Source organism: Tessaracoccus lacteus (assembly GCF_029917005.1).
Taxonomy (GTDB): Bacteria; Actinomycetota; Actinomycetes; order Propionibacteriales; family Propionibacteriaceae; genus Arachnia; species Arachnia lactea.
This window is the reverse complement of the sequence record NZ_CP123967.1, coordinates 2,773,852-2,800,579: the sequence shown is the minus strand read 5'-3', so window position 1 is coordinate 2,800,579 and position 26,728 is coordinate 2,773,852. Positions and strand designations below refer to the sequence as shown.

Genomic DNA, 26,728 nt, shown 5'->3' with positions numbered 1-26,728 from the left:
GTCACCTGCGGACGCAGGGCCTCCCGTCCACGGCCTCCCTATCCCTGGGGTGTGGCGTGCCAACGATGCCTATACCCGGAGCGCTGCAACATAGGCTCAGCGCTCCCGGTATACGCATCGTTGTGCACGGAATGTTGGGCGACGGGGGGAGTGCGTTTCACATCGGGCCGCCACGGGGCCAGACTGGAGCCATGCCCACGCCCACGCGGTTCCGAGTCGATCTGGAAGCCCTGCACGCCAACCTCGCCGCCGCGCGCGACCTGGCAGGCGGGCGCAAGGTGCTCGCCGCGGTCAAGGCCAACGCGTACGGCCACGGGCTGGTGCCCGTCGCCCGGGCGATCCAGGCGCGCGGCAGCGCCGACTGGCTCGGCGTCGCCATTACGTCGGAGGGAGCGCGCCTGCGCGACGGAGGGGTGACACTGCCCATTCTGAAGTTCACCCCGACGCTGCCCGGAGACCTGGCCGAAGCGATCGCGGCCGACATAACGCTGTCGGTCGGGTCCGTCGACGAGGCCCGCGCTGCCCAGGCTGCCGCAGCCGAGGCGGGACGACGGGTGGACGTGCACGTCGCCGTCGACACGGGCATGCGTCGCGTCGGGACCGAGCCGGAGAACGTCGGCAATCTCGCGCGCGTCCTCGCCGACTGCCCCGACCTGCACGTCGGCGGGATCTTCACCCACCTGCCCATCAGCGACGTCCCCGCGGGCGAGGAGTTCACCCGCGCCCAGTTCGCCCGCTTCGAGCAGGCCGTCGACGACCTGGAGGCGGTGGTTGGACCGGTCGAGCTGGTGCACGCGGCCAACTCTGGCGCCGTGCTCGGCCACGACCTCGGCCGCACAACCATGGTCCGCCCCGGCGTCATGATCTACGGTTCCTACCCGGACCCGCTCACGGAGCACACCCGGGCCCTGCGCGACGTCGGCAGCTGGATCACGCGCGTGTCGTTCCTCAAGCGCATCCGCGAGGGCGAGACCGTCGGCTACGGCCGCACCTGGACCGCGCCCCGCGACACCTGGCTCGCCACCGCTGCCATCGGTTACGGAGATGGCTACTCGCGCCTGCTGTCCAACCGGGGCCGGGTGCTGATCGACGGCCGCAGCTATCCGGTCGTCGGGCGCGTCTGCATGGACCAGATCATGGTCGACCTCGGCCCCGACCACCCGACGGTGAGCGTCGGCGACGAGGTGGTGGTGATGGGGTCCGACGGCGACCAGCGCATTGGCGTCGAGGAACTCGCCGAGCTGATGGGCACGATCACGTACGAGGTGACGTGCCTGATCACCGAGCGCGTGCCCCGCGACTACGTGTGACCCGTTGCCCAGGTGGGTCTTCGTGCCGGTGCTCCGCCTCGCTGCGCTCGGCGCCCTTCGACGAGCTCAGGGAACCGGGTTGGCTCCCGACGCCACCCTTACACGCAGGCGCTACCGCTTGCGATAGAGCCACCGCCATAGCGGTGGCATGCGTGTCCAACGGTGGCGTCGGTCGACAAGGGTGGCGTCGGTCGACAAGAGTGGCGTCGGTTGAGAAGGGTGGCGTCGGTCGACAACGGTGGCGCCCGTCGACAAGGGTGGCGTCTATGGTCCCACCACGAAGGTTCGACGGGGATACAGCCCGTCAGCCGGCCTGGACGACGGTGCCGGTGAGCTTCGGCCGACGACTGGGGAACTCGGCCTGCGCGTGCTTGGCGATCGACGCGGTCGACCAGCCGTCGACGACGGCGCCGACCCCGCCCCCGACCATCGGGATCCGCTTGCCCAGCCAGACGCCGAAGCGCTTGCCGGTCAGCTGGTTCATGGAACGGTCGAGCAGCGCCTTGGCGACCTGCCGGTCGAGCCGCGCGTCGAAGACCGGCGCCGTCGCGACGACCAGCGGTGACGACGGAAGCACGCCGTTCGCGACGAGGTTCGCGTTGCCCGACGGGCCGAGCATCACCATCAGGATGGCGGTGCGCACGCGCGGGTCGCTGAGTTCGTAGCCGCGCAGGTGCGCGATGCCCGCGACCAGCCGGGCCTGGATGAACGCGGCGGCGGTGACATTGGCGGGGATGGTCACGATCGAGACCAGGAACCCGCCCCAGTTCGTCGCGAACCCCTGCCCGGAGGCCATCGCCACGTGGGAGGCGACCATCCGCGCGATGGCGTCCTCCGCGTCGTTCTTCGCCAGGAGCAGCTGCTTGGCGGACTGCTTCGCTCCGGGCAGCTTGCCGCGGCCCTCGATCGCGAGGTCCAGGATCTCGTGGAAAGCGCCCGCCGTGATGCCCTCCGTCAGGGCGACGACCTGGTTCGGCTCACTCATCGGGCCTCCTTCCGCCTTCAACAGTGTCACACGTGGAATCCGCAATCCAGGATTCTCAGGGGGCGGACGGGGTCGGTTCAGGGGAACGTGCGGGCAGTCCCGCGGCCAGGCCACGCCGTCCCGTGAGCGCGTCGCCCGCTGGTCGGTGGCGGGTGCCAGACTGTGCACGTGTTGTCAGCGCTGTTCGGTTCCCCGGACCAGTGGCCAGCCCGCGACCTCATCGGCTACTCCGACGAGTTCTACGCCGCGCTCGCCCTGGAGGCCTACCGCGCCGGTGTCTTCCCCATGCCGCTCGACAGCGAGGCGATGGGCTGGTGGTCGCCGATGCAGCGCGGGCTCATCCCCATCGACGGGGTCCGCGTCACCCGGTCGCTGCGCAAGATGGCGAAGCGGTACTCCACCACCGTCGACCACGCCTTCCCGCGCGTGATGGCGGCCTGCGGATCCCCGACCAGGCCCGACGGCTGGATCGACTCGCGCATCCGCACCGCCTACTCGCACCTCCACCGCACCGGCTGGGTCCACTCGGTCGAGGTGTGGGACGCCGACGGGGTACTGGTCGGCGGCCTGTACGGGGTACACGTTGCGGGTCTCTTCGCGGGGGAGTCGATGTTCCATGACGACGAGCGAGGCCGCGACGCCTCCAAGGTCGCCCTCATCCGGTTGGTCGTCGAGCTCGCGGCCGTCGGGGTCGAACTCCTCGACGTGCAGTGGCTCACCGAGCACCTCGGCACGCTCGGCGCCTACGAGGTGCCGCGCGCCGAGTACCTGCGACGCCTCGAGCATGCCCTGACGCTGCCGACCCTGCCGTGGACCAGGTTCGGGCCCCTCACCGGCGCAGAGCTGCTCGCCGAGCACGACGCGGTCGCGGCCGGCCGCGGTGTCCTGCGCCTCGCCTAGAGTGGACGCACCCCACCGAAGGGAGGCCCCGTGCCCGAGATGCCGGAGGTCGCGGCCGTAGCGTCCGCCCTCGACGACAAGCTCCGCGGACGGGTCATCGCGTCCGGCCACCTGGTGTCCTTCTCCGCCCTGAAGACGTTCCGGATCGGGCTGGAGGCGCTCGCCGGGCTCGAGACCGACCGCGTGACACGGCATGGGAAGTTCATCGACGTCGAGGCTCAGGGCGTGCACCTGATCTTCCATCTCGCACGCGCAGGCTGGGTCACCTGGCACGACGTCGCGCCGAAGGTCCCCGCGCGGCCCGGGAAGTCCGGCCTTGCCCTGCGCATCGTCCTCGACGACGACTCCGGCTTCTCCCTGACCGAGGCCGGCACCCAGAAGCACCTGGCTGTCTATGTCGTGACGGACCCGGCCGAGGTCCCCGGCATCGCGGCCCTCGGCCCCGACCCGCTCGCCGACGACTTCACCCTCGACTCGTTCCGCGCCGTCCTGGCCGACGCGGGCCGCTCGCAGCTCAAGGGCGTGCTTCGCGACCAGAAGCGGCTCGCCGGGATCGGCAACGCCTACTCCGACGAGATTCTGCATGCAGCGAAACTCAGCCCCTTCAAGCCCGCAGACAGTCTCGACGAGGCGGGCGGCGCGGCCCTCTACGAGGCCATGCGCACCGTGCTCCGCGGTGCCGTCGACGCGGCCGCAGGCCTGCCGCTGACGGACCTCAAGGACGCCAAACGCGCGTCGATGCGCGTGCACGGCCGCGCGGGCGAGACGTGCGACGAGTGCGGCGCGACCATCGCAGAGGTCTCCTTCGCGGACTCGTCGCTCCAGTACTGCCCCGGCTGCCAGACCGGTGGCAAGCCGCTGGCCGACCGCCGGATGTCCAAGCTCCTGAAGTAACGGGCGTGGGCAACCCCGGCGCCCGATGGACACGCCGACCCGCGGGCCACAGAATGCCGGGGTGAACCGGAACTCAGGGCAGGGCAGGGCAGTCGCCATGGTGCTCGGCTCCTGCACGTCGCTGCAGATCGGAGCCGCGATCGCGGTGCCCGTGATGGGCGAGGTCGGCTCCTGGCTCACGACCGCCGTCCGGCTGCTGCTGGCCTCGGCGATCCTCGTGGTGCTGACCCGGCCGCCCCTCCGCGCCTGGTCCAGGGGCCAGTGGCGCCGCGTCGTGCTCTACGGCATCGCCCTGGGTGGCATGAACGGAACCTTCTACGCGGCGATCGACAGGATCCCGCTCGCCATCGCCGTCACGATCGAGTTCCTCGGCCCGCTCGTCCTTGCCGCCGTGCTGTCGCGGCGGGCGCGGGACATCGCCTGGGTGCTGGTCGCGGCGGCGGCCGTCGCCGTCCTCGGCTTCTCGAAGAGCCCGGAGACCAGCGCGTCCGACGGCGGGCTCGACCCCGTCGGGGTGCTGTTCGCGTTCATCTCGGCCGGGTTCTGGGCCGCCTACATCCTCGCCGGCAAGTCGGTCGCCGCCGAGGTCAAGGGGCAGGCGCCGCTGGCGATCGCGATGCTGGTGGGCGGATCCCTCATGGTTCCGCTGGCCGCGCCGAGCGTCGGCAGGCTCGCCGATCAGCCGGTCCTGTTGCTGTCGCTCGTCGGCGTCGCTCTGCTGTCGTCGGTGATCCCGTACTCGCTCGAGCTCGCGGCGCTGCGGCGCCTCCCGGCCCGCGTGTTCGGCGTGCTCCTCAGCCTCGAGCCCGTGGTGGCGGGCATCTTCGGCTGGCTCCTGCTCGGGCAGCACCTCAGCATCGTGCAGATCCCGGCGATGGTGGCGGTCCTGGCGGCCTCGGTCGCGACGACACTGTCGGGCTCCTCCAAGGAGGGCGTCGGCCCCGGCGACCCGGCGACCTGACCCCGGACGCGACGGAGGGCCCGACGATCGCCGGACCCTCCGAAGTGGAGCCGGGGCAATGGCCCCGGCTATTCAGTTGTCAGGCCTGTCCAGCGGGGCGGTCGTACCCGGATGGGGGGAACCGGGTGGGGGAGACCAGCTGGCCGGGCAGACCCGTCTGGGGAAGGTCAGGCCCAGATGCCTGCGTTGCGCGCCTCGGTGCTGTTGTACCCGTCGGCGATGTTGCCGAGCAGCACGGGCATGCGCTGCACGATGTCCTGCTGCCTGGCGGCCGAGGCGTCCCACGAACGCTGGACCTCCTGGTAGGCGTTGCGGGCGTTGTCCTCCCACGCGCCGAGGGAGACGGAAAGCTCCCCCTTGAGTTCCTCGAGCAGCGAGGTGAGCTCCTTGTGGGCCGCGGACAGGTTCGCGATCCCCTCCTGGAGTCCGGAGACGGAGTAGATGGTTGAGTCGCTCATGATTCTCCCGTGTCTTTCGTCTGCCGGTCAGCCGATGAGGCCGGCGATCTGGTTTGCGGTGGCCTGGTTCTCGTCCTCGCGCTGGCCGTATTCGCGGAGAGTCTCGACGAGCGAGGTGTGGATCTTGTCCAGGCCCTGCTTGACCTTCTCGAACTCCGTGTCGAACTGGCGGTAGCCCTGCTGGAACGTCGTGGAGGCGTTTCCATGCCAGCGGGAGGACAGGTCGGTCATCTGGCCCTGAAGGCGGGTCTGCAGCTGATGGATCTGCTGGTGCTTTGCCTCGATCTGCTGCGATGCCTTCTGCATCGCTGCCCGGTCTACGGACTTGTCTGCCATTCTCGCTGTCCCTTCGACGGTCGTCTGATGAATGTCGGGTGCACCTAGGCCCCGCCTCGGGCACGAGATTAGAACGGTTCAGGGTCACCCGCCACCCCTGTTCCAGGGAAACAAGTAGCCGTACCTAGCCGGTCAGAGTCGTGTCACTCGCCGACGCCCGTGACGAAGCTCACGTCCAACGAGACCCCCGCGGGCAGGGCCGGCGGCAGCAGTTTCAGCAGGCCGGACGGCACCGACGTCGGCGTGACACCGCCGTACCCGAGCGCGCGGCGGGCGGCCATCGTGGGGATGCCGTACGAGCGGCCGTCCAGCAAGAGGGTGGCTGCGCCGTCGTCGCCGAGGGACTCCGAGTTGCGCATGAGCGCGCCGCCCAGCGTCGGGATGGAGACGACATCCACGTAGGCCTCGCTGGGGCGTCCCTGGGTGGCCGGAATGTCCGGCGTTGTCTGGCCGACGCTCAAGGAGGCGCGTGACGGGTCGTCGCCCGAGAAGACGGCGCAGACGGATGCGTCCTCGAGCGAGTTGTAGCCGGTCGGGCCCTCCAACTCGAACATCGGGATGTCGTCGGAGGACACCGACTCGACGTCCGGGTCCTTGAAGGGGGCCAGCTCTGCGTCGCTGATCTCCACGGGCGGGGAGTCGTCGCCCTGCTGCTGCTGGACGAGCTTCATGTCGAGGTAGGCGATGGCGGCGAGACCGGTGTCGAGTTGCACGTAGTAGCGCGACGGTGCGCTGTCGGTGCCGGCGACGACAGCCATCTGCCCGACGCGGAGACCGCGGGGGCTGTTGTGGGCGGGCTCGCCGTAGCCGTTGATCTCGATCGGGTTGATCGGCTGGCCCGTGGGCAGTGCGGTGATCCAGGAGTCGCCCGGCTCGACGACCGGCAGGTTCTGCGCAAGGCCTGACGACTCGCCGGGTCGGCTGAACAGTTCATGCGTGCGGCCACCGGCCACGAGGTACTCGGTCTTGTCGGAGGCTCTCGCGACGAACGCGAAGTCGCGGGTGCCGCCCTGGTCCGAGCCGAACTCGAGCGTGAGGTAGCGGCCCCGGCCCGACGGCGCCGTCGAGCACAGCCGCACCGGGTAGGACTCGAGATCGGCGACAGCGGGAAGCTGACGGGGGGCGCCTTCGATGCCGACCTCGGGCTGCTGCGCGATGCCGCGCAGCGCCTCGGTCGTCACCTCGATGACCCGCGGCGTTCCGGTCGCCTCGGATCCGCCGGCCAGCAGCCGGGCGGAGGCGACGTCGGCCATCGGGTACAGCAGGTTGTCGCGGTAGACGAAGAGCATGCCTGAGGTGGTGTCGGACAGGATGACGTTGTCCTCGCTGGTCCAGTCGTCGGTGGTCAGGCTGCCGCGGAGCATCCCGAACAGCGCCGTGCCGGCGAGCAGCACCACGCCGAGGAGGACCGAGACGAACGTCGCAACGCCCACGCGACGCAGCGGAGGGGTCGGGTTGTCGGGGTCGCGGTCGACGAACGCCGCGATCATGCGGCGCGACGTGAAGGACTGAGCCTTCAGCAGGTCCTTGCGCGTCGCCATGGCCATCCTGGTCTCGGGTGCGGTTCGGCGACACTCTAGCCGTCGGACGGGCGCCCGTGCCGCCTCAGCCGGAACCGTCGACGCCTGCCCCGCGGAACTCCTAGAGTGGGCCCGATGTGGCGCCGGCCGGGCGCCGACCCCAGGACGGAGGGCGGATGCTGCTCAGCACCCATGCCGCACGCTCGAGAACCCCGCGGCGGGCCGGGGCCGCACGGCTCAGGCTGATGGTCGTGGCCTGGCAGGTCGTGGCCGTGGCCCTTGTGGTTCTCGTCGGGCAGGGACGATGGTGGTCGATCGTCGCGGCGGGCGCGGTGCTGCTGGTCGCGCTGGTGTTGAGCCTGCCGGTCAACGGGCGTACGCTGCCGGCCTCGCTCCGTATCCGGCGCGCCTTCCGACGTCGGAAGCGACTGGTCGTCGTGGCCCCGGGGCAGGCACCGGAGCTGGTGCCGCTGACCCAGTGGCTCCCGCGGCTCGCGCTCACGCAGATCCGTGATGCGCACGACACCGAGATCGGCGTGGTCGCTGACGGCGGTGCCTGGACCGGCGTGTTGGAGGTGACCGCGGATGATGCTCTCTTCGCCGACGGCGGGGCGCTGCTCGATCTCGCTGGCCTCGCGGCCCTGACCAGCCAGGACGATGTCCTTTTCGCCGGCATCCAGGTCGTCACATTCACCGTCCCCGCGCCATCGGGCGCCATGCTGCCGGCGGGTTCGCCGGCGCTGGACGCCTACCGGGGGATCGTCGCGGACGCGACGCCGCCCGCAGTCCGGAGAACCTGGATCGCGCTGAGGCTCGACCCCCGGCTCTGTCTCGAAGCCGTCGAGCGTCGAGGCTCCGGGGAGGTCGGCGTGTTCGCGACCCTCCGGTTCGGGCTGCACCGCGCCCAGGCGCTCCTCAAGCGTGGTGGCGTAGCGACGCGCCCGCTGGATACCGACGGCATCGCCGAGGCCCTTGCGCTCACCACCCTCGCCGACGACGCGGGTGCCTCGCCGCGCAGCCGCGAGGCCTGGGACGTCTGGGTGGGGGACGGGCTCGTGCACCAGTCCCGCGCGGTCGAGGGGCTGACGGTCGACCCGAGCGCCGCCTACCAGCAACTGCTGGACGTGTCGGCCGGGCTGCCGGCCATGGCCGTCGTCACCTCTCTGACCATCACGCCGGGTGATCGCCCACGCGGCGCGCTCCGGCTCGTCGCCCCCGACCGTGACGAGGCGGCCCGCGCTGGCGACGCGCTGGCGGCCGGGCTTCACACCGGTCTGCGGACGGGGCGGCCGGGCGGGGTCCAGGTGCCCGGTCTCGTCGCCACCGTGCCGCTCGGACGAAATGAGCTGCGATGACTGAGATCACGTTCACGGACCAGGTGACGCCGGGGACGGTGCGGCGCATGTCGACCGGCCCGTCGGGACTTCTGCTGGGCGTCGGCCCCACGGGTCAGCCGATGACGCTCAGCCTGTTCAGGCCGCAACCGACCCGTATCTTCGTCGCGCTGCCTGAGTTCCAGACGTGGCTCATCGCGTTTCGTGCGGTGTGCCTCGGTGCGCACCTGTCCGTCATCGCCGCCGACCATCGGCGGTGGCTGACGCTGGCGGACGCGGTCCGCGCGGCGGGCGGCACCGTCGACGTGCTGCACGACGCCGATGCCCTGCCCGGACGCGGGCGTCCCTACCGGCCGAGCCTCATCGTCGACGAGGTGGAGGCCGTCCCCGCCACCCGGCGCCTGGGGGCGTGGCAGTCGGTGCTCGCGGTCGGCGACCCCGGAGCCTCGGCCGCCGTCGCGATGCTCCGGGCCAGCGACGGTGCCCTGATCGCACCGCTGGAGTCGCGCGCGGCGGAACAGTTGCGCCGCGCCTACGCGTTGACGTCCGGGCAGGTGAGAACCGCCGCCGACATCGGCGCCTCCGAGGTCGCGATGGCAACGTTTCGGCGCGTGGCGACCGTGACCGTGGTCCCGTCCGCCGAGGAGTACCGGCTGCTGTTCGGCGGCTAGAACAGCGTCCCGAAGTACGTGTAGAGGTTCATCACCCCGAGCAGGCAGGGCACGATGCCGATGATCGCGACCCACTCCAGCACATCGCCCCAGCGCCCCCACGACGGCGACAGGATCCGGCTGTACGTGGCGGCCGAGTAGTGCGCGAACCCGTAGGTCAACGCCAGGCAGAGCAGCAGCACCACGCCCATCCCCGTCAGCGACCCCGCAGCCGCAATGCCCACCGCGAGGAGGGCCGTCGCCAGCGTCACGCCGCCGCCGAGCAGCAGTGAGAGCCGCTGACTGAAACCGACGAAGGCCCTCGCGCGCAGCAGGAAGGCCACGGCGATGCAGACCACCAGCAGAGTCGACCAGAGCGACGACTGCGTCAGCACGAGCAGGCTCGCCAGCACGGCCGTCGCGGACGCCGCGGCGAGCAGTGCCGCCAACAGCTTGTCGGCCAGGATCGCCCGGCCGACGATGTCCGGCTGCACGGGCGTCTCGTCGGCCAGCATCGCCTCGGTCGTCACGGGCAGGTTGGGCAGCGCGATGCCGGCCACCCGGTAGCTGAGCGAGGGCAGCGCGGTCGTCACGAACGCCATGGCGGTCATGGTGATGGCCGCGACGGCGACGTCATGCCCGGGCCACAGCAGCATCGCCGCGGCCGTGATGACGACGAGGACCGCGGTCAGGGCCACCGCGCACAGGGCCATGACGCTGACCCGCGCGCCCAGGGCGCAGGCCGTGGCGGCCACCAGGATCAACGACGCCGCAAGGATCACGCGCACCGCCAGTGGGACCACGTCGGCGAAAGGCTCGGCGACGAACCAGCCCGCGATTCCGGCCAGCGCGCAGCTCGACCACGCAAGTGCCGTCGCGGTCTGGGTCGCCCGCGCCGCTCGTGCCAGCGCGACGGCACCGATGCAGGCGGCGAAGCCCAGGAACCCGGCTGCCGCGACCGCCAGGATGAACGGGATCCGCACCGACGGGTCGACACGGGCCAGGTCGGGGTCGACGGCGGGTTGGGCCAGCAGCACCAGCAACGGGAGTCCGATGAGGAGGCACATCGTGACGGCGAGAGCGAGGCGCTGTGAGTGGCGCGCCGCCCACGACGGGCGGGTGGTGGTCGCGCTGGCCACGGCGTCGACGACGTCGTCGAACGCGGCGTCCGGCATCGCGTCCTCCCTGTGCCGCAGGTAGAGCGTCTCACCGTCGCGCAGATGCAGTTCGGAGACCGGCACGAAGAGGTCGAAGGGGTCGACTCCCAGGCGCTGTAGGACCCACGTGTGCACCGCGTCGGTGGGCGAGTTCGCCTCCATGCCGGTGAACCGCAGGATGCTGGGCAGCTGCTCACCGAGCGTCACACTGCCCGGCAGGGCCAGGTCCACCCGGCGGCTGCTGGAGATGATGGTGACGCGAGCCAGATCGTCGGTGCTACTCACGTCGGTAACCCTAACGTCCCGGGCGGCGCGTGCGGTGGACACGATCCGCATCGTGCATCGGCGGCCACCGGTTCCTATACGTTTGGCATCCAGCAGAAAGGGTGGTGCGGATGGGGCTCATCACGTTTCATCGACCCGGTCGGGTGACGCCGCCGCCGATGCCGCGGGGCGATCTCCTCCTGGAGTCGCCGCCCGAGATCCCACCTCCCTCCCCGTCGAAGCCCTTCGGGAATGCGCTGCGGATGCTGCCCATGGTGGCGGGTGGCCTGGCGATGGGCCTGATGTTCATGGGTGGCGGGCTCGGCGGGTCCGGGACGCTGCGCGGCGTGATCGGGGGCCTGTACGCCGTCTCGATGATCGGGATGATGCTGTCCCAGACCGGCAGGCAGAACGACGACCAGTCCGCGCAGCTTGACGCCAACCGCCGCGACTACTTCCGTTACCTGGCCCAGACCCGGCGGGCCTTCATGAAGACGGCCGACGAGCAGCGGGCCAGCGTCGCGTTCCGGCACCCCGCGCCCGACTCGCTCTGGACTGTCGTCGGCGGCCCGCGGATGTGGGAGCGAAGGCCGGCTGACGAGGACTTCGGCTCCGTGCGGCTGTCGGTGGGTGGCCAGCAGTCCGCCCGCCGGATCACCCCTCCGGAGGCGCAACCCATCGAGGACCTCGAGCCGCTCACCACCGGCGCCCTGCGCCGCTTTGTCCGGACCCACCGCGTGATCCCGTCGGTCCCGCTCGCCGTCGACCTGCGCGGCTTCCACACCGTCTCGCTGGTGGGCGACGAGGAGGCCTGCCGGCGCGTCGCGTTCGCGATGGTCGCGCAGCTTGTCACCTGGCATGCACCGGGCGACGTCGCGCTGATGGTCGCCGCGGCCCCCGGCCGGCAGGCCGCGTGGGAGTGGGTCAAGTGGCTGCCCCATCTCCGCCACCCCGTCGATGCCGACGCCCTCGGCCCGCTGCGCATGTTCGCCACGGGCGCCACCGAGCTGTCGCAGCTCGCGGTCTCGGCGCAGGGGGCGGAGGAGCAGCCATCACTGCGCGTGATCGTCACGGATCAGGTTCCCGGCGTCGCGTCGCGGCAGTTCCTGACGCCGGCCACACACGTCGTGACCTTGGACGTCACGGGCGAGCGGGACGTGCCGCGGACTCTTGAGCCGGGGGCCGCGGTGCTCGAGGTCACGCCCGACGGGATCGTCCTGCACCGCAGCACCAAGGAGGCGGCGCACGCCCGCACCCCGTTCGGGCGACCCGACCGCGTGCCCGCCGTGTACTGCGAGATGCTGGCCCGCGCCATGGCCGCCTACCGGCTTCCCGACGCGCAGGACGGCGACGTCGCGGCCGGCGACTCCGGACTCGAGCCCGTCCGCGACTTCCCGACGCTGCTCGGCGCCGGCGACCCGCTGACGCTCGACCCCCGCGTCGCCTGGCGCCCCCGACCGCTGCGCCAACAGCTCCGCATCCCGATTGGCACAGCCGATGACGGCAGCCCCGTCGAGCTCGACCTCAAGGAGTCGGCCCAGGGCGGCATGGGTCCACACGGCATCTGCATCGGCGCCACCGGCTCCGGCAAGTCGGAGCTGCTGCGCACGCTGGTGCTCGGGCTCGCCATGACGCACTCCACCGAGCAGCTCAACTTCATCCTCGTCGACTTCAAGGGCGGCGCCACGTTCCTCGGGTTGGAGGACCTGCCGCACGTCTCCGCCGTCATCACCAACCTGGCCGACGAGCTGAGCCTCGTCGAGCGGATGTCCGACGCGATCGGCGGCGAGCTCGACCGGCGCATGGAGGTGCTCCGCTCCGCGGGCAACTTCAAGAACCGCGATGACTATGAGGCCGCCCGCAGGGCCGGCGCCGACCTCGAGCCGATGCCGAGCCTTGTCATCATCGTCGACGAGTTCTCGGAGCTTCTGACGGCCCGGCCCGAGTTCATCGACCTCTTCGTGCAGATCGGGCGCGTCGGCCGGTCGATCGCCGTCCACCAGTTGCTCGCGTCGCAGCGCCTCGAGGAGAACCGGCTGCGTGGCCTCGACACGTTCCTGTCCTACCGCATCGCGCTGCGGACCTTCTCGCCGTCGGAGTCGCGCGCCGTCATCGGAGTCCCGGACGCCTACGAGCTGCCCACCCCGCCGGGCAACGGCTACCTCAAGTTCGACACCACCGGCCTGACGAGGTTCAAGGCCGCCTACGTCTCCGGCCCCTGGCACGACCCGTCGGCCCTCGGCCGCGGCGATGATCCGCGGGCCGACGACCTCGACGCACCCCTGGCGAGGGGCTGGATTCCGCCCGTCCTCGAGTTCGGCACGGACTATGTCGCGCCCGTGGCCCCTCCCAGCGACCTCCCCGGGTCGTTGAGCTTGTCTCCCGGTTCCCCGAGCTTGTCTTCCGGTTCCCCGAGCTTGTCGAGGGGCGCCGAGCGGAGCGAGGCGTCTGACGTGGCCGGGGGTGACCCTTCGACAAGCTCAGGGCGTTTCGACAAGCTCAACGACCCGGATGGCTCAGGGCGTTTCGACAAACTCAACGAACCCAAGGACGACGAGGCGGAGACGCTGCTGGGTATCGCGGTAGGCCGGCTCAGGGGGCACGGGCGTCCTGCCCGGAGGGTGTGGCTCCCGCCGCTGGACCTGCCCCCGACGATGGACCAGCTGCTCGGCGGGCTCGCCGACGTCGAGGGACGGGGACTGCAGGTTGCCGACGCCTCGCGGCAGGGAAGGCTCCGCGCCCCGGTCGGCATCATCGACCGGCCGCGGCAGCAGCGTCGCGACCCGTGGTGGATCGATTTCTCCGGTTCAGGCGGCAACCTGGCGGTGGTCGGCGGGCCGCAGTCGGGCAAGTCGATGGCCCTGCGCGCCTCCATCGCGGGCCTCGCGCTGACCCACACGCCGCAGGAGGTCGGCTTCTACGTGCTCGACTTCGGCGGCGGGGCTCTCACCTCGATGCGGCGCCTCGCGCACATCGGCGCGGTGACCGGCCGGCTCGACGTCGACCGGGTGCGGCGCACTGTCGCGGAGCTGACGTCGCTGCGCGCCGCCCGCGAGCGCCAGTTCGCCGACCTGGGCATCGACTCGATGACCACCTACCGCCAGGCGCGCCGCGACGGCTCGGTCCCTGCCGACCGGTTCCCGACCGACGTCTTCCTGGTGATCGACGGATGGGCGACCCTCAAGACGGAGTTCGAGACCCTGGAGCCGCAGGTGCAGGCGCTGGCGAACGGCGGCCTCGGCTACGGCATCCACGTGTTCGTCTCCGCGGCCAGGCCCTCCGAGATCCGCGCAGCGACGCTCGACGCGCTCCAGTCGCGGATCGAGCTCAAGCTCGGCGACCCGTTCGACTCGACGATCGACCGACACGCGCAAGCGGGCGTGCCCGTCGCGCGACCCGGCCGCGGGCTGACGGGCGGGGGACTCCACGCGCTCATCGGCCTGCCGCGGGTCGACTCCGTCACGGGGGTCGACGACGTGTCCGCCGGCCAGCGCAACTTCATCGCCGCCGTCAACGGGGCATGGAAGGGCCCACGCGCCGCGGAGGTCCGGCTGCTGCCCGAAGACCTGGAGCTGTCGGCGCTGCCGGCCATCGCTCCCGGCCCCGACCGGCGGATCCCGTTCGCCGTCGACGAGCTGGAGATCGCTCCGGTCTGGTTCGACCCGATGGCCGACCCGCACCTGGTGGCGATCGGCGGCCCCGAGTCGGGCAAGTCGAACCTGCTGCGGCTGTTCCTGCGGGGCATCACCACCCGGTTCACGGCCAGCGAGGCCAAGGTCATGATCGTCGACTACCGGCGGTCGCTGCTCGGCGAGGTCGAGTCGGAGCACCTGATCGGCTACTACCCGTCCGCGGCGGCCGCGACGCCGATGCTGCAGCAGACGGCCGAGGCCGTGCGCGCGCGCCTCCCGGGGCCCGACGTCACGCAGCAGCAGCTGCGGGACCGGTCCTGGTGGACGGGCGCAGAGGTGTTCCTGGTGGTCGACGACTACGACCTGGTCGCCGCCCCGTCGGGCAACCCGATGGCCGTGTTCGCAGACCTGATCAACCAGGCCGGCGACATCGGACTGCACATCATCCTCGCCCGCTCGTTCGGCGGCGCGGGACGGGCGGTGTTCGGCGACCCGCTGATCTCGCGCATGAAGGAGTCGGTCAACCCGGCGCTCGTGATGAGCGGCAACCGCGAGGAGGGCAACCTGTACGGCGACGTCAAGGGCGCGCCGATGCCCGCAGGTCGTGGCACGCTCGTCACCCGGGCGTTCACGGGGCTCGTCCAGACCGCGAAGGTGCCCCCGCGCGCCTGATCAGCCGTGGCGGGTCGCGCGGGGGATCGTGACCGCAGCCACGACGCCGAGCAGGACAAGCGCCAGTGCCCCGCCCGCCACCAGCAGAGCGGCCATGGGAAGGGTGCGGTCCTCGCGCTGTTCCGGTGTGATCACGGCCTCCGCCGACGCGCCCGGCTCGGCCGGCGTGAGGGATGCGGGCGTGGCCCCCGTGAGAGCGCGCAGCGGGTTGACGATCCCGTGGCCGATCAACGGGTCCGGCATGCTGGAGGCCGGCGGATCCGCGGTGGCGATCAGCCGGGCGCGGACCTCGGCCGGCGTGAGCGTCGCGCCGTGCACGTCTCGCTCGTACTGGATCATCAGCGCGACGACACCGGAGACGAGCGCGGTCGCGAACGACGTGCCGGTCGCGTCGCCGGTGAAGGCCTGGTCGGAGGGGTCATCGCCGGACGACGGCGCGAGCGCGAGCAGCGCGCGCCCCGGGGCGCCGACCGCGACCGTGTCGCTCGGGTAGGTCAGCTGGTCACCGGCGTCGGCCGCGTCCGAGGCCCCCACGGAGATCACGCCGGGGAGCGACGCCGGATATGCCTCGCCGCCGATGGCCGCGGCCTGGTCCGCATTGCCGGCCGCGGCGACCACGACGATGCCGGCCTCGATGGCGTCGGCGATCGCCGCACGGTAGTCGGCGAGGCCCGGGGCGGATGCGCCGACGACCTGCGACAGGTTGATCACGTCGGCTCCGTCTGCGATGGCCTGCCGGACGGCGCGCACCGTCGCGGAGAGGTCGTCCTGCTCGTCGTCGGGGAGGTCGTCCTGCGGCGTGGACCAGCGCAGCGCCCGGTACGCGAGCACCGTCGCGTCCGGCGCGATGCCCGCGAAGTTGGTGGCCTCGTTGACCGCTGACCCGTCCTCCGCGCGGCCGGCGGCCAGCAGGGAGGCGACGGCGGTGCCGTGGTCGCAGTCGTAGCGGCCGTCGTCGTCGGTGCCCTCCCCGGAGAGCAGGTCGTAGGTCGTGATGCGGGTGCGGGACCAGTAGCCCGAGTCGTCGGACGCGACGCCGGTGTCGATCACGGCGACGCGCACGCCCCGGCCCGTCGCGAGCTCCCACACGGAGTCCATGTTGAGGCGTTGCAGCTGCCAGGCGTTGACCAGGTCGGCCGCAGCCGTCGGCTGTGCGGTGCGGCAGAGCCCCTGGTCGAGCGGGATGAGGTCGTCGTCGGCCAGCGCCGGGGCTGCGGGCAGCGCGCAGGCGAGCAGCACGGCGACGGCCGCCACCACTCCCGACCTCATCCACCGCATCACGGCAGCCAGGGTAGTGGTGCGGGGGAGCGTCGTGGACGGATCGGCGGTGGCGTGGGCGAGGGCGCGCCCGATGGGCCAGACTGGGGGCGTGCTCGGATACTTCGGACCCAAGGGGACCTTCACCCACCAGGCGCTGCGGACGGTCAGCGACGATGAGGCCATCGCGTTCCCCAGCGTCCGCGCAGCACTCGACGCGGTGCGGACGGGTGAGGTCCGGGCCGCCGTCGTGCCGATCGAGAACTCGGTCGAGGGTGGGGTGTCCGCGACCCTCGACGAGCTCATCGCCGGTTCCCCGCTCGCGATCATCGGTGAGATCGTCATACCCGTCGAGTTTGGGCTGTATGCACGCGAGGAGCTGAGGCTCGAGGACATCCGGCAGGTGCTGACGCACGGCCACGCGGCGGCCCAGTGTCGCGAGTGGCTCGCAACCCACCTGCCGAACGCGAACATCACCGAGGCCGGCTCGACGGCGGGCGCCGCGGCCGAGGTCTCCCGGCCGGACTCCCACTACGACGCGGCCGTCAGCGCCCGCGTCGCCGGCCGGCTCTACGGCCTGACGGAGCTGGCCTACCAGATCGAGGACAACCCCGGCGCCGTCACGCGGTTCGTGCTCGTCGGGCGGCCGGGACCGCTGCCGGGTCGCACCGGGGCGGACAAGACGACGTTGGTCGCCTACATGCGCGAGGACCACTCCGGGGCCCTGCTCGAGATCCTGCAGCAGTTCGCCGTCCGTGGCGTGAACCTGAGCCGGATCGAGTCGCGCCCGACCAAGACCACGCTCGGCTCGTACTGCTTCTCCATCGACGCAGAGGGCCACGCGCACGATCGCCGCATGGCCGAGGCCCTCGAGGGGCTGCACCGGATCTGCCCGACGGTGCACTTCCTGGGCTCCTACCCGCGCGCTGACAAGGTCCGCCCGTCGATCGGCATCGGGTTCAGCGATGCGGAGTTCGACGAGGCCTCGGCCTGGGTCCAGGGCCTCGATCGCGAGACCGTCACCAGGGATTGAGAGGCGCCTCGCCTCGCTCACCTCGTCGAAGGGCCTGAGCCGATCCCGGTTCCCTGAGCACTTCGACAAGCTCAGCACAGGCCTGTCGAAGGGCGCCGAGCGAAGCGAGGCGTGGGCCGGGGTGGGACCCTTCGCTTCGCTCAGGGCGTTTCGACAGGCTCAACGACCCGGGTCGCCGAGTACTTCGACAAGCTCAGCACAGGCTTGTCGAGGTGCCCGAGCCGATCCCGGTTCCCTGAGCCTGTCGAAGGGCGCCGAGCGCAGCGAGGCGGGGCTGGGGTGGGACCCTTCGCTTCGCTCAGGGCGTTTCGACAGGCTCAACGAACCGGGTCGCCGAGCTTGTCGAGGTGCCCTGAGCGAAGCGAAGGGTCTTGGTGTGGGTTAGGCGACGAAGCTCCGGGAGCCGGTCACCACGCGTTTTCGGATAATGGGTGCTAGTCGGGGCCCTTTCCCCTACGCTTCGTCTCGTCAGGGTCGCCAGTTCCGTCGGCCCACTGACACTGCTTCGGGGGAGGCGGCCATGGGGGAAGTCCATCGCGCTGGAAGGCGCACATTCGGGGCGCTGATTGCGCTCGTCGCGGCGATAGCTCTCGTGTTCGCCGGGGTCACGTTCTCGGCCGCGGACGGGACGGTGAAGGTGTCCGGGACGATCCAGGTCGACGGTGCACTTCCCGAGACCAGGGCCATCGTGATGATCAACGGTGTAGGCAACGACTTCGCGGAGGAGCGGCACATCACCATCGGCACGGGCGTCTCGACCTGGAGCGCCCACATTCCCGAGGGCACCTACACGTTCGGGCTGATGGCGCCGGGAGCCGGCATCCAGACCTACCACGCGGGCCAGGCGACCCAGGAAGACGCCGATTCCGTAGTCGTCGGTCCGAGCGGCCTTAGCAACCTCGACTTTGACACCATCGTCAGCACCGGCTCGAGTGTCTCCGGGATCGTCGTCGACGCCTTGGGCGCACCGGTCGCCAGGGCGTACGTGCAGCTCGACGGTGTTGACCGCTACACCTACTCCGCCGACGACGGCACCTTCGCCCTAGTCAACCTGCCCACCGGGTCCTACGTCGTGAGCTGCCTCATCGATGACGTCCCCGTCGGGGAGCTCGCCGCAGTGATCCCCGAGGACGGCACCGCGCTGACCGACCTGACGCTCACCACCACCTTCGTGCCGACCCCGACCGAGACGCCGACGACGACTGAGCCGACCGAACCCGAGCCGACTGATCCGGAGACGACGGAGACCACGGCCCAGCCGACTGATCCGGAGACGACGGAGACCACGGCCCAGCCGACGGACCCGGAGACCACGGAGGCCACGGCCCAGCCGACCGACCCGGAGACGACGGAGAACACGTCTGAGCCGACTGATCCGCAGACGCCGGAGACCTCGGCTCCCCAGACGACGCCGACCACGGCTACGCCTACACCCTCGCTGACGTCGGCGACCCCGGTCATCTCGGACACCACCCCGCAGGTGGGTCAGAAGCTGACGGTCGCGACAGGCTCCTGGACGAGCGGAACCGCGTTCACCTACGAGTGGCTGCGCGGGACCACCGTCGTCGGCAGGACGTCGACCTATACGCCCACCGCCTCCGATCTCGGCAAGACGCTGAGCGTCAAGGTCACCGGCACCAAGGCCGGCTACACCTCGGTGACGAAGACCTCCGCGGCAACGAAGCCGGTCGCGACGGGCACGCTGAAGACCGCTATCCCGACCATCTCCGGCACGGCCAAGGTCGGCGTCAAGCTCACCGCCAAGGCTGGCGACTGGACCAGTGGCACGACCCTCACCTACCGCTGGTACGCGTCGGGCAAGCCGATCTCGGGGGCGACTAAGTCGACCTTCACCCCCACGGCAGCGCAGCTCAACAAGACGCTGACGGTCAAGGTGACCGGATCCAGGTCCGGCTACACAACGGTCTCGGAGACGTCGAAGGCAACGGCCAAGGTCAAGGCCGGCACGCTCACCTCGACCCCGACGCCGAAGATCTCTGGCACCACCAAGGTGGGCAGGACGCTGACTGCCAAGGCCGGCGCTTGGAAGCCCTCGGGCGGCAAGGTGACCTACCAGTGGTACCGCGGCAGCTCCAGAATCTCGAAGGCCACCGAGTCGACCTACAAGCTGGTCTCGGCCGACAAGGGTCGCACCATCAAGGTGAAGGTGACCTATAAGAAGTCGGGCTACACCACGGTGTCGAGGACCTCCAAGGCCACCGCGAAGATCAGCTGAGCGCCACCCGCACCGCGCCCGGATCGACGGCGAGCCTGAGCGACGACACGTCGCCCATCAGCTCGCCGTCGATCTGGCACGTCACCGGCGAGGCCGTTCTGACCTCGACGGTGCAGCCCCGCCCCCTTGTCAGCTGCCTGTCCGTCGTCCGCCCGGCCAGCACCCCGGCGATCATCCGCACGACGTCGCCTGCGCCGGAGGGGGAGGCGACCAGGACGTCGGCGATCCCGTCGAAGGGGGTCGCGCCCGGCAGCAGCGCGATGCCCTGGTGCAGGTCGGCGACGTTGCCGATCTCCACGAGCGACGCGGGCCCGTCGAGGACCTCCTCCCCGTCGACCACCACGCGCGTCGGCACCGGCCGGGCCGCGATGTGCCGCGCCCCGGCGGCGAGGTACGCGTACGGGCCGACCCGCCGCTTCCAGGCCTCGCTGGTGTCGCGGAGCACGGCTGCGTCGGCGCCGATTCCTACCATGACGGCGGAGACCTCCGGGCGACCGTCGAGCTCGACGCGCAGCAGGTCAAGGGGCATCGGCGTCCCGTCGAGAGCTGCGCGCACGGCCGTCGGCAGGTCGCGAGGCACGCGGAGGGCGCGGGCCAGCAGGTCGCCGGAGCCGTGCGGGATCAGGCCGAGCGTCGCGGGGGAGTGGGCGAGCGCGGAGCAGGCCGCCCGCTGCGTCCCGTCCCCGCCGACCACCAGCACGAGGTCCGCCCCGGCTGACAGCGCCGCCGTGGCCGCTTCCGAGCCCGGCTCCTCCACCGTCGTGGTGTGCCAGCCGACCAGGCGCCAACCCCGGCCACCGGCCTCAGCCTCCACAACGCGGCGCAGCAGCCCCGCGTTGCGCACCCGCGCCGGGTTGCACACCACGGCGAACCGCAGTCCGGATGCGGCGATCGGGGAACGCGCCGGCGAGTACGCGAAGGCCGAGGCGAGCGCGTGCGCGAAGACTCCGACGAGGACGCCGGCCAGCACGTCGCTAACGTGGTGGACCTGCAGCAGTAGACGGTCGGCGCCCACGAGAAGCACGAACAGGAGCCACCCGGTCGCCCACCACCCGGCGCGGCGGGGCGGCCAGCGCGCCTCACGGGCCAGGGCGAGAAGCCCGCAGGCCAGGACCGTCGCCGCGGCCGCATGGCCGGAGGGGAACGACGCGTCCGAGGTCAGGACGCCGAGCCACCCGGTGACGGGTCGCTCGCGCCCGACGAGGACCTTCAGCGTCGTCACGATCGACAGCGACAGCAGCGACGAGGCCACCAGCCGGGCAGCCAGCCGGAGGAGGCGCCGTCGGCCGGCCCACAGGGCCACCGCCAGCAGGGCCAGCGTCGGCACGACGGGGTTCGTCGTCCAGGCGAAGACGACCGCGGCCCGGCCCCAGAGCGACCCCTCGGGGAGCGGGGGCCACGGCCACCAGCCGTCGAGCCAGGTCGGGATCCGGAGCGACATGACGGTCAGCGCGGCGCCGAGCGTCGCCGCCGCCAGGATGCGCCAGGCCCAGCCCCTTGTCATCTGCCTAGTCTGGCAGCGGCTGGGGCCGCGGGCGGACGAACAGCCAGGGGACGACGGCGGCGGCCACCACGATCCCGCTGACGCCGAAGGCCCAGCCGAAGCCGACCGCATCGGCGATCGCGCCGGCCAGCAGCGTCCCGGCGATCGAGCCGAGGTCGGTGGCCATCGAGTACGTCGATAACGCCTGCCCGCCGTTGCGGTTCGACCCGATCAGGTCGGCGAGGAGCGCCTGCGACGCCGGCGCGATGAAGGCCGCGGAGGCGCCGCCGGCCAGTGACAGGACGAGGAAGAACGGCAGGGTGTCGAACCAGCCGATCGGCGCCGTGACGAGCGCCGCGAACATCAGCCCGAGCATGATGAACGGACGGCGACCGCGCCGGTCGACCAGCCGCCCCGTCGCCTGCTGCGTCACCGCGTTGCCGAGCGCGAAGAGCGTCAGGGCGATGCCCGCGGCGGCGGAGCCGATCTCCGGCGCCGCCGCCGCCAGCAGGGGGAGCAGGGCGACGCGGACGCCGAAGTTCGTCCAGCCGTTGGCGAACGCCGTGACCAGCAGCGCCCGGTACGCAGGCAGCCCGATGGCCTCGGACAGCCGCATCCGCTCCTGCGGGTCGTCCGCGGTGGGCCGCCCGCCGGGGCCGCCGCGCAGCATCACCAGTACGACGAGCACCGCGGCCGCGATGGCAACGGCGTAGATGAAGAAGGGCAGCCGCATGCCGAGCCCCGACAGGGCGGAACCGAGCGTCGGGCCGAGGATGTTGCCGAGCAGGAACGCGGTGCCGTACAGCGACGACGTCCTGCCGCGCTGCGCAGGCGGCGACAGCCGCACGAGGAGGCCCATCGACGAGACCGTGAACATCACCGACCCGATGCCGCCGATGCCGCGGAACAGCAGGAGCATCCAGTAGGTGTCGGCGAACCCGCACAGTGCGCTGCTGAGCGCGACGATAGTGAGGCCGAGCAGGTAGATGCGACGCTCGCCGAAGCGGGAGATCAGCGACCCACCGGCCGGCGCGAAAACCAGCCGGACGAACGCGAAGATCGACACGATGGCGGACGCGGCCATGACGCCGACGTCGAAGGACTGCGCGAACTGAGGCAGGATCGGCGCGACCAGGCCGTAGCCCAGCGCGATCAGGAACGCCGCGGCGACCAGGATCCAGATCTCCACCGGAACCCTCGTCGATGCACTTCGCACCGGCCTACCCTACGCCCTGCGCCCCCAGCCCCCCGGAGCCGCGATGAGCACGACACACTTGTCGTCGTCGCTGTCAACGGTCACATGGGCCTTTTCGGCCGATGAGCAGTGTGTCGTGCTCATCGCGGCCGACGGGGCGGGCGTCGCTAGAGTAGGGATCATGATTGATCCCAAGTGGCTCCGCGTCGATCCCGACCGCGTCCGACGCTCCCAGGCCCTCCGCGGCGCCTCGGTCGAGCTCGTCGACGACCTGGTCGCCGCCGATGAGACCCGCCGCTCCTCCATCCTCGCCGCCGAGACGCTGCGCGCCGAGCAGAAGTCGCTCGGCAAGCTCGTCGCCCAGGCCAAGGGCGACGAGAAGGCCGAGCTTCTGGCTCGCACCAGGCAGCTGGCCACCGACGTGAAGGCCAGCCAGGCCGACGCCGCCGCCGCCGAGGCGCGTTTCGACGAGCTGATGAAGCAGGTCGGCAACCTCGTGATCGACGGCGTCCCCGAGGGAGGCGAGGACGAGGGCGTCATCATCGAGACACACGGCACCCCGCGCGACTTCGTGGCCGAGGGCTTCGAGCCCAAGGACCACCTCGAGATCGGCGAGCACCTCGGCGCCATCGACATGGAGCGCGGCACCAAGATCTCCGGGTCCCGCTTCTACGTCTTGACCGGCATCGGCGCCCAGCTCGAGATCGCGCTGCTCAACCTCGCCATGAATAAGGCCACCGAGTGGGGCTTCACCCCCATGATCCCGCCCGCGCTCGTGAAGCCCGAAGCCATGGACGGCACCGGCTTCCTCGGCCAGGCCGCGCAGGACGTGTACCGCCTCGAGGCCGACGACCTCTACCTCGTCGGCACCTCCGAGGTCGCGCTCGCCGCCTACCACTCCGGCGAGATCCTCGACGAGGCCACCCTGCCGCGCCAGTACGTCGCCTACTCGCCGTGCTTCCGTCGCGAGGCCGGCTCCTACGGCAAGGACACCCGCGGCATCTTCCGCGTGCACTGGTTCGACAAGGTCGAGATGTTCGTCCACTGCGACCCGGCCGACGCCGAGGACTGGCACCAGCGACTGCTCGGCTACGAGAAGGAGTTCCTGCAGGCCCTCGAGGTGCCGTTCCAGGTCCTCGACGTCGCCTCCGGCGACCTCGGCCTCAGCGCCGCCCGCAAGTTCGACTGCTACGCCTGGCTGCCCACGCAGGAGCGCTACCGCGAGGTCACCTCGACCTCGAACTGCACCGAGTTCCAGGCTCGCCGCCTCAGCATCCGCGGCCGCTTCTCCGACGGCGTCCGCCCGGTCGCGACCCTGAACGGCACGCTCTGCGCCATGACCCGCATCATCATCATGCTGCTGGAGAACCACCAGCAGGCCGACGGCTCGGTCCGGGTCCCCGAGGCCCTGCGCCCCTACCTCGGCGGCCGTGAGGTCCTGACCCCCGGAGCCTGACGTTGGAGCTACTGCAACGGCTACTTCCAGGCCGGCAGCACGGCAAAAGGCCTTGTCGATATCTCCTCTAGCCCGGTTTTACAAGGTGTTTAGCTGCGTGCGGCGGCCAAGACGATCCGGCCGGAGCCCCGCAGTTCGACGCGGCCGGGCTCCGTGATGAGCGCCGACTCTCCGCGGGACAGCGTGACCTCCCGATCGCCCGAGGCGATGACGAACTCGCCGTCCAGCACGACGACGATCGACGCCGATCCGGTCTCCACCGCCGCATCCCCGTGTGCCAGCACAAGCTGGAAGTCGGCGGCCTCTGGCCGGTAGGCGACGGCCTTCCCATCGAGGGTCTCCGGCGCGAGCAGGGGGGCGGTAGCCCCGGTGAAGTCGAGGACCTGCAGCAGCTCGGCGCGGTCCACGTGCTTGGGCGTCAGCCCGCCGCGCAGCACGTTGTCGCTCGGGCCCATCAGCTCGACGCCGATGCCGCGCAGGTACGCGTGCACGTTGCCGGCCGGCAACCACAGGCACTCTCCGGCGGTCAGCGTGACGTGGTTCAGCAGCAGCGCCACCGCGATGCCAGGATCTCCGGGGTACCGGGCGCCCAGCCTCCGAGCGACCTCCAGGTCGTCGAACGCGAGGGCCTGGCGCGACACCTCCTCGACGAGGACGTCGACGTCGGGCCCGTGGGCGAGCAGCCAGGCAACCGCGTGGAAGAGCCCGTCCGGGGCGGCCAGGAGTTCGTGCAGCCGTGCGAGCGGGCCGGCCGCGTCGGGGTCGCAACGGGCAAACAGCAGGTCGACGAGGCCCAGCGACTCGGCCACCGGGCGGAAACCGCACAGCGCCTCGAACCCGTCGGCAAGGGCGACGATCAGCTCCGGCTTGGAGAACGGGTCCTTGTAGTTGCGGTGCGGCGCGTCCAGCGGGATGCCGTGTGCGTTCTCCCGGGCGAACCCGGCGGCGGCCTGCGCGCTGGCCGGGTGGGCCTGGAGCGAGAGCGGCTCTGCGGCGGCGAGGATCTTCAGAAGGAAGGGCAGCTGGACACCGCTGGCCTCCTCCCACCCGAGCAGGTCCGGCCACAGCGTCGGCTCGGCGAAGAGACTCGGCGATCCGGGATGGGTTCCGAACCACAGCTCGGCCTCGACGGCGGACGTGGCGGGCCAGCCGAGGGCGGCCGAAATGCCTCCGGGTACCCCCCACGCGTAGTCCCTCGGGGAGTTCGTGATGCGGTGGATGAGCACGGATCTCCTGAACGCCGTTCCTCCCCTCAGCCTAGCGGCGGAGGAGCATCTCCCGGCCACGTGCCGCCGCCGCAGCGACTCCCCGAACGCTCGTGGGTCGGTCACCCCTCGTTCATCTGCTCATGGCAAGCTGGCGGGAGTAACTTGTCAGGAGGTCCCATGACGTTCACACCGAAGCTGGTCGCGCTGGACATCGACGGCACGCTCGTCGACGGGTTCGGACACCTTCCCCCCGCCATCCACGAGGCCGTGCAGCGCGTCGTCGAGGCCGGAGTGCCTGTCGTGATGTCGACGGGGCGCTCGTGGCTTGGCGCGAAGGAGGTCCGCGACCAGCTGGGCCTGCCCGCGGGCTGGTCCGTGGTCTCCAACGGCGCCGTCGTCGTCACCGACCCGCCGTTCCGGATCATGCACGAGACCAGGTTCGACCCCTCCGACGTCGTCCGTCAGGTCGCTGAGCTCGCGCCCGATGCGCGGATCGCAGTGCAGGACGGCGCGGACTGGCGCGTCAACCGGCACTTCCCCGACGGGGAGCTGACCGGTGTCGTCCACATCGAGACGATCGAGGAGCTGGCTTCACGCGAAGTGGCACGCGTCGTCATCCGCCAGCCGGAGTCCTCCGAGGAGGTCTTTGCGGAACTCGTCGCACGGCTCGGCCTCCAGGAGGTCGCCTACTTCGTCGGTTGGTCCGCCTGGCTGGACATCGCCCCGCGCGGGGTGGACAAGGCCCACGGCCTCGCCGTCGTCTGCGACGCGCTCGGCATCGACAGGGCCGACGTGCTCGCACTTGGTGACGGCCGCAACGACATCGAGATGCTCGAGTGGGCCGGCCGCGGCGTCGCCATCGGCGATGCCGCAGACGAGGTGAAGGCCGCAGCCGACCACGTCACCGGAACGTTCCACGACCTCGGCACCGTCGAGGAGCTCGACCGCTGGTTCCTGGAGGAGGCCCGCGCCGAGGCCTGCTGACGCCGGACATGCTGATGCCACCCAGGAGGCGGGGGAACCTGCCCGGGTGGCATCAGGTTTCTGCGGTCAGGCGGCCTCGACCTTGCGGGCGATTCCTGCCTTGACCTCGGCTGCGACGGCCATGATCTCCGCCGGGGAGGGGGTGACGCGGGTCCGGGGGCGAACCACGCCGTTCTCCTCCTCGATGCGCCGCAGGTGCCGCTTGACGGTGGACACCGAGCAGCCGACCTTCGACGCGATGACGCTCAGGGGCTGATCGGGGTTGGCCATCCTCATGCGGTGGATCTCGTAGCGGTCGAACTGGCGACCGGAGTTGACGCCGGCGAACGTGTCGAGGTCGTCGGGGGTGACGTTGACACCGAGCCGTGCCCGGATCTCCTGGCGCTGTCGCTTGGTGGTGCCTGCCACGAAACCGGAGACGTCGTACTTGCTGACCGCATCGCTGAGGCACTGGGCAAGCAGAGGGCATCCGGAGCAGAGTTTCTCGGCCTGGGAGCGGAGCATCGCCTGCTCGCGACGGTCCCCCCTGGTTGACGGGCTGGCGCTCTCGTCGAGGAGGGGGTGGAGGTAGATGTCCGAGTAGGTGACGCAGGGGGTGGCCGTGTCCGTCGTTGTCATGATCGTCTGCTCCCATTCGTTCGCCGAAGTGGCTGCACGTTAAGCGTCTCAAATCGATAACGGAATGGGCAGTGGGAACGGTGGGGGAAACTACTAGTTCTCTCTCGGTATCTGCTACCTATGTGCATAAGTAGCGAAGCTCAGTAGATGCCAAGTATCTGTGCTCAAGTCTCTCTGTAGTAGAC

At 71.0% G+C, this 26,728-nt stretch carries 21 protein-coding genes; 11 read left to right on the top strand and 10 right to left on the bottom strand.

Going from position 1 to position 26,728, the window contains the following annotated elements; all coding sequences use genetic code 11:
- Positions 1-191 precede the first annotated feature (191 nt).
- Positions 192-1,310: an alanine racemase gene (gene alr / locus QH948_RS13020; protein WP_281144767.1), complete on the top strand. Its 1,119-nt coding sequence runs from the start codon at positions 192-194 to the stop codon at positions 1,308-1,310.
- A 304-nt stretch (positions 1,311-1,614) separates the two neighbouring features.
- Here alr and QH948_RS13015 read toward each other — a convergent pair whose 3' ends face one another.
- The gene (locus QH948_RS13015; protein WP_281144766.1) at positions 1,615-2,295 is read right to left on the bottom strand and encodes an EcsC family protein; all 681 of its coding nucleotides are present in this window, start codon (positions 2,293-2,295) and stop codon (positions 1,615-1,617) included.
- 168 nt (positions 2,296-2,463) lie between these two features.
- Here QH948_RS13015 and aat point away from each other — a divergent pair, with 168 nt between their 5' ends.
- The 3 genes from aat to QH948_RS13000 all read left to right on the top strand — a co-directional run bounded on the left by aat (position 2,464) and on the right by QH948_RS13000 (position 5,050).
- Positions 2,464-3,195, top strand: a complete 732-nt coding sequence (gene aat / locus QH948_RS13010; RefSeq protein WP_281144765.1) for a leucyl/phenylalanyl-tRNA--protein transferase — start codon at positions 2,464-2,466, stop codon at positions 3,193-3,195.
- 39 nt (positions 3,196-3,234) lie between these two features.
- Positions 3,235-4,089 carry a DNA-formamidopyrimidine glycosylase family protein gene (locus QH948_RS13005; protein WP_348634959.1) on the top strand — a complete coding sequence of 285 codons (855 nt, stop codon included), beginning with the start codon at positions 3,235-3,237 and terminating at the stop codon, positions 4,087-4,089.
- 61 nt (positions 4,090-4,150) lie between these two features.
- A complete protein-coding gene (locus tag QH948_RS13000) occupies positions 4,151-5,050 on the top strand; it encodes an EamA family transporter (RefSeq protein ID WP_281144763.1) in 900 nt (299 codons plus the stop codon).
- Positions 5,051-5,217: 167 nt separating this feature from the next.
- Here QH948_RS13000 and QH948_RS12995 read toward each other — a convergent pair whose 3' ends face one another.
- The 3 genes from QH948_RS12995 to eccB all read right to left on the bottom strand — a co-directional run bounded on the left by QH948_RS12995 (position 5,218) and on the right by eccB (position 7,385).
- Positions 5,218-5,508, bottom strand: a complete 291-nt coding sequence (locus QH948_RS12995) for a WXG100 family type VII secretion target (RefSeq protein WP_281144762.1) — start codon at positions 5,506-5,508, stop codon at positions 5,218-5,220.
- Positions 5,509-5,535: 27 nt separating this feature from the next.
- Positions 5,536-5,844, bottom strand: coding sequence for a WXG100 family type VII secretion target (locus tag QH948_RS12990; RefSeq protein WP_219082721.1), 309 nt, complete (start codon positions 5,842-5,844; stop codon positions 5,536-5,538).
- Between the two features lie 143 nt (positions 5,845-5,987).
- Positions 5,988-7,385 carry a type VII secretion protein EccB gene (gene eccB, locus QH948_RS12985; protein ID WP_281144761.1) on the bottom strand — a complete coding sequence of 466 codons (1,398 nt, stop codon included), beginning with the start codon at positions 7,383-7,385 and terminating at the stop codon, positions 5,988-5,990.
- A gap of 155 nt (positions 7,386-7,540) precedes the next feature.
- Between eccB and eccE the strand changes: the two genes are divergently transcribed.
- Together eccE and QH948_RS12975 are read left to right on the top strand one after the other, a co-directional pair.
- Positions 7,541-8,719 carry a type VII secretion protein EccE gene (eccE, locus tag QH948_RS12980; RefSeq protein ID WP_281144760.1) on the top strand — a complete coding sequence of 393 codons (1,179 nt, stop codon included), beginning with the start codon at positions 7,541-7,543 and terminating at the stop codon, positions 8,717-8,719.
- A complete protein-coding gene (locus QH948_RS12975; RefSeq protein ID WP_281144759.1) occupies positions 8,716-9,369 on the top strand; it encodes a hypothetical protein in 654 nt (217 codons plus the stop codon). Before eccE ends, QH948_RS12975 begins: the two co-directional genes overlap by 4 nt.
- On the opposite strand, the gene eccD is transcribed toward QH948_RS12975, so the two are convergent.
- The gene (eccD, locus tag QH948_RS12970; RefSeq protein WP_281144758.1) at positions 9,366-10,790 is read right to left on the bottom strand and encodes a type VII secretion integral membrane protein EccD; all 1,425 of its coding nucleotides are present in this window, start codon (positions 10,788-10,790) and stop codon (positions 9,366-9,368) included. The two genes, QH948_RS12975 and eccD, sit on opposite strands and share 4 nt — an antisense overlap.
- A 143-nt stretch (positions 10,791-10,933) precedes the next feature.
- Between eccD and eccCa the strand changes: the two genes are divergently transcribed.
- Positions 10,934-15,073, top strand: coding sequence for a type VII secretion protein EccCa (gene eccCa, locus QH948_RS12965; protein WP_281144757.1), 4,140 nt, complete (start codon positions 10,934-10,936; stop codon positions 15,071-15,073).
- On the opposite strand, the gene QH948_RS12960 is transcribed toward eccCa, so the two are convergent.
- Positions 15,074-16,351, bottom strand: a complete 1,278-nt coding sequence (locus QH948_RS12960) for a S8 family serine peptidase (protein ID WP_281146205.1) — start codon at positions 16,349-16,351, stop codon at positions 15,074-15,076.
- Positions 16,352-16,442: 91 nt separating this feature from the next.
- Between QH948_RS12960 and pheA the strand changes: the two genes are divergently transcribed.
- Both pheA and QH948_RS12950 read left to right on the top strand, forming a co-directional pair.
- Complete coding sequence (gene pheA, locus QH948_RS12955) at positions 16,443-17,363, top strand: prephenate dehydratase (RefSeq protein ID WP_281144756.1); 921 nt, start codon at positions 16,443-16,445, stop codon at positions 17,361-17,363.
- A 520-nt stretch (positions 17,364-17,883) separates the two neighbouring features.
- Positions 17,884-19,599: a carboxypeptidase-like regulatory domain-containing protein gene (locus QH948_RS12950; RefSeq protein WP_281144755.1), complete on the top strand. Its 1,716-nt coding sequence runs from the start codon at positions 17,884-17,886 to the stop codon at positions 19,597-19,599.
- Here the strand turns inward: QH948_RS12950 and QH948_RS12945 are convergent.
- Positions 19,592-21,103: a bifunctional phosphatase PAP2/diacylglycerol kinase family protein gene (locus tag QH948_RS12945; protein ID WP_281144754.1), complete on the bottom strand. Its 1,512-nt coding sequence runs from the start codon at positions 21,101-21,103 to the stop codon at positions 19,592-19,594. The two genes, QH948_RS12950 and QH948_RS12945, sit on opposite strands and share 8 nt — an antisense overlap.
- Before the next feature lie 4 nt (positions 21,104-21,107).
- Positions 21,108-22,271: an MFS transporter gene (locus QH948_RS12940; RefSeq protein ID WP_281144753.1), complete on the bottom strand. Its 1,164-nt coding sequence runs from the start codon at positions 22,269-22,271 to the stop codon at positions 21,108-21,110.
- Positions 22,272-22,458: 187 nt separating this feature from the next.
- Here QH948_RS12940 and serS point away from each other — a divergent pair, with 187 nt between their 5' ends.
- On the top strand, positions 22,459-23,733 hold the full coding sequence (gene serS / locus QH948_RS12935; protein ID WP_281144752.1) for a serine--tRNA ligase: 1,275 nt from the start codon (positions 22,459-22,461) through the stop codon (positions 23,731-23,733).
- Positions 23,734-23,822: 89 nt separating this feature from the next.
- On the opposite strand, the gene manA is transcribed toward serS, so the two are convergent.
- On the bottom strand, positions 23,823-24,959 hold the full coding sequence (gene manA / locus QH948_RS12930; protein WP_281144751.1) for a mannose-6-phosphate isomerase, class I: 1,137 nt from the start codon (positions 24,957-24,959) through the stop codon (positions 23,823-23,825).
- Between the two features lie 177 nt (positions 24,960-25,136).
- On the opposite strand from manA, the gene QH948_RS12925 reads away from it, so the two are divergent.
- The gene (locus QH948_RS12925) at positions 25,137-25,925 is read left to right on the top strand and encodes an HAD family hydrolase (protein ID WP_281146204.1); all 789 of its coding nucleotides are present in this window, start codon (positions 25,137-25,139) and stop codon (positions 25,923-25,925) included.
- A 66-nt stretch (positions 25,926-25,991) separates the two neighbouring features.
- Here the strand turns inward: QH948_RS12925 and QH948_RS12920 are convergent, their stop codons facing one another.
- Entirely contained in the window at positions 25,992-26,543 is a 552-nt protein-coding gene (locus QH948_RS12920; RefSeq protein WP_281144750.1) for a WhiB family transcriptional regulator, read from the bottom strand.
- Positions 26,544-26,728: the final 185 nt, after the last annotated feature.

Excerpts from the sequence above, each read along its gene's own strand:
- QH948_RS12950 (WP_281144755.1), top strand. The coding sequence starts at position 17,884 with ATGGGGGAAGTCCATCGCGCTGGAAGGCGCACATTCGGGGCGCTGATT.
- QH948_RS12975 (WP_281144759.1), top strand. The coding sequence starts at position 8,716 with ATGACTGAGATCACGTTCACGGACCAGGTGACGCCGGGGACGGTGCGG.
- QH948_RS13015 (WP_281144766.1), bottom strand. The coding sequence starts at position 2,295 with ATGAGTGAGCCGAACCAGGTCGTCGCCCTGACGGAGGGCATCACGGCG.
- QH948_RS12960 (WP_281146205.1), bottom strand. The coding sequence starts at position 16,351 with ATGCGGTGGATGAGGTCGGGAGTGGTGGCGGCCGTCGCCGTGCTGCTC.
- eccE (WP_281144760.1), top strand. The coding sequence starts at position 7,541 with ATGCTGCTCAGCACCCATGCCGCACGCTCGAGAACCCCGCGGCGGGCC.
- eccB (WP_281144761.1), bottom strand. The coding sequence starts at position 7,385 with ATGGCGACGCGCAAGGACCTGCTGAAGGCTCAGTCCTTCACGTCGCGC.
- QH948_RS12995 (WP_281144762.1), bottom strand. The coding sequence starts at position 5,508 with ATGAGCGACTCAACCATCTACTCCGTCTCCGGACTCCAGGAGGGGATC.
- QH948_RS12990 (WP_219082721.1), bottom strand. The coding sequence starts at position 5,844 with ATGGCAGACAAGTCCGTAGACCGGGCAGCGATGCAGAAGGCATCGCAG.
- QH948_RS12920 (WP_281144750.1), bottom strand. The coding sequence starts at position 26,543 with ATGACAACGACGGACACGGCCACCCCCTGCGTCACCTACTCGGACATC.
- QH948_RS12945 (WP_281144754.1), bottom strand. The coding sequence starts at position 21,103 with ATGACAAGGGGCTGGGCCTGGCGCATCCTGGCGGCGGCGACGCTCGGC.
- serS (WP_281144752.1), top strand. The coding sequence starts at position 22,459 with ATGATTGATCCCAAGTGGCTCCGCGTCGATCCCGACCGCGTCCGACGC.
- alr (WP_281144767.1), top strand. The coding sequence starts at position 192 with ATGCCCACGCCCACGCGGTTCCGAGTCGATCTGGAAGCCCTGCACGCC.
- QH948_RS13005 (WP_348634959.1), top strand. The coding sequence starts at position 3,235 with ATGCCGGAGGTCGCGGCCGTAGCGTCCGCCCTCGACGACAAGCTCCGC.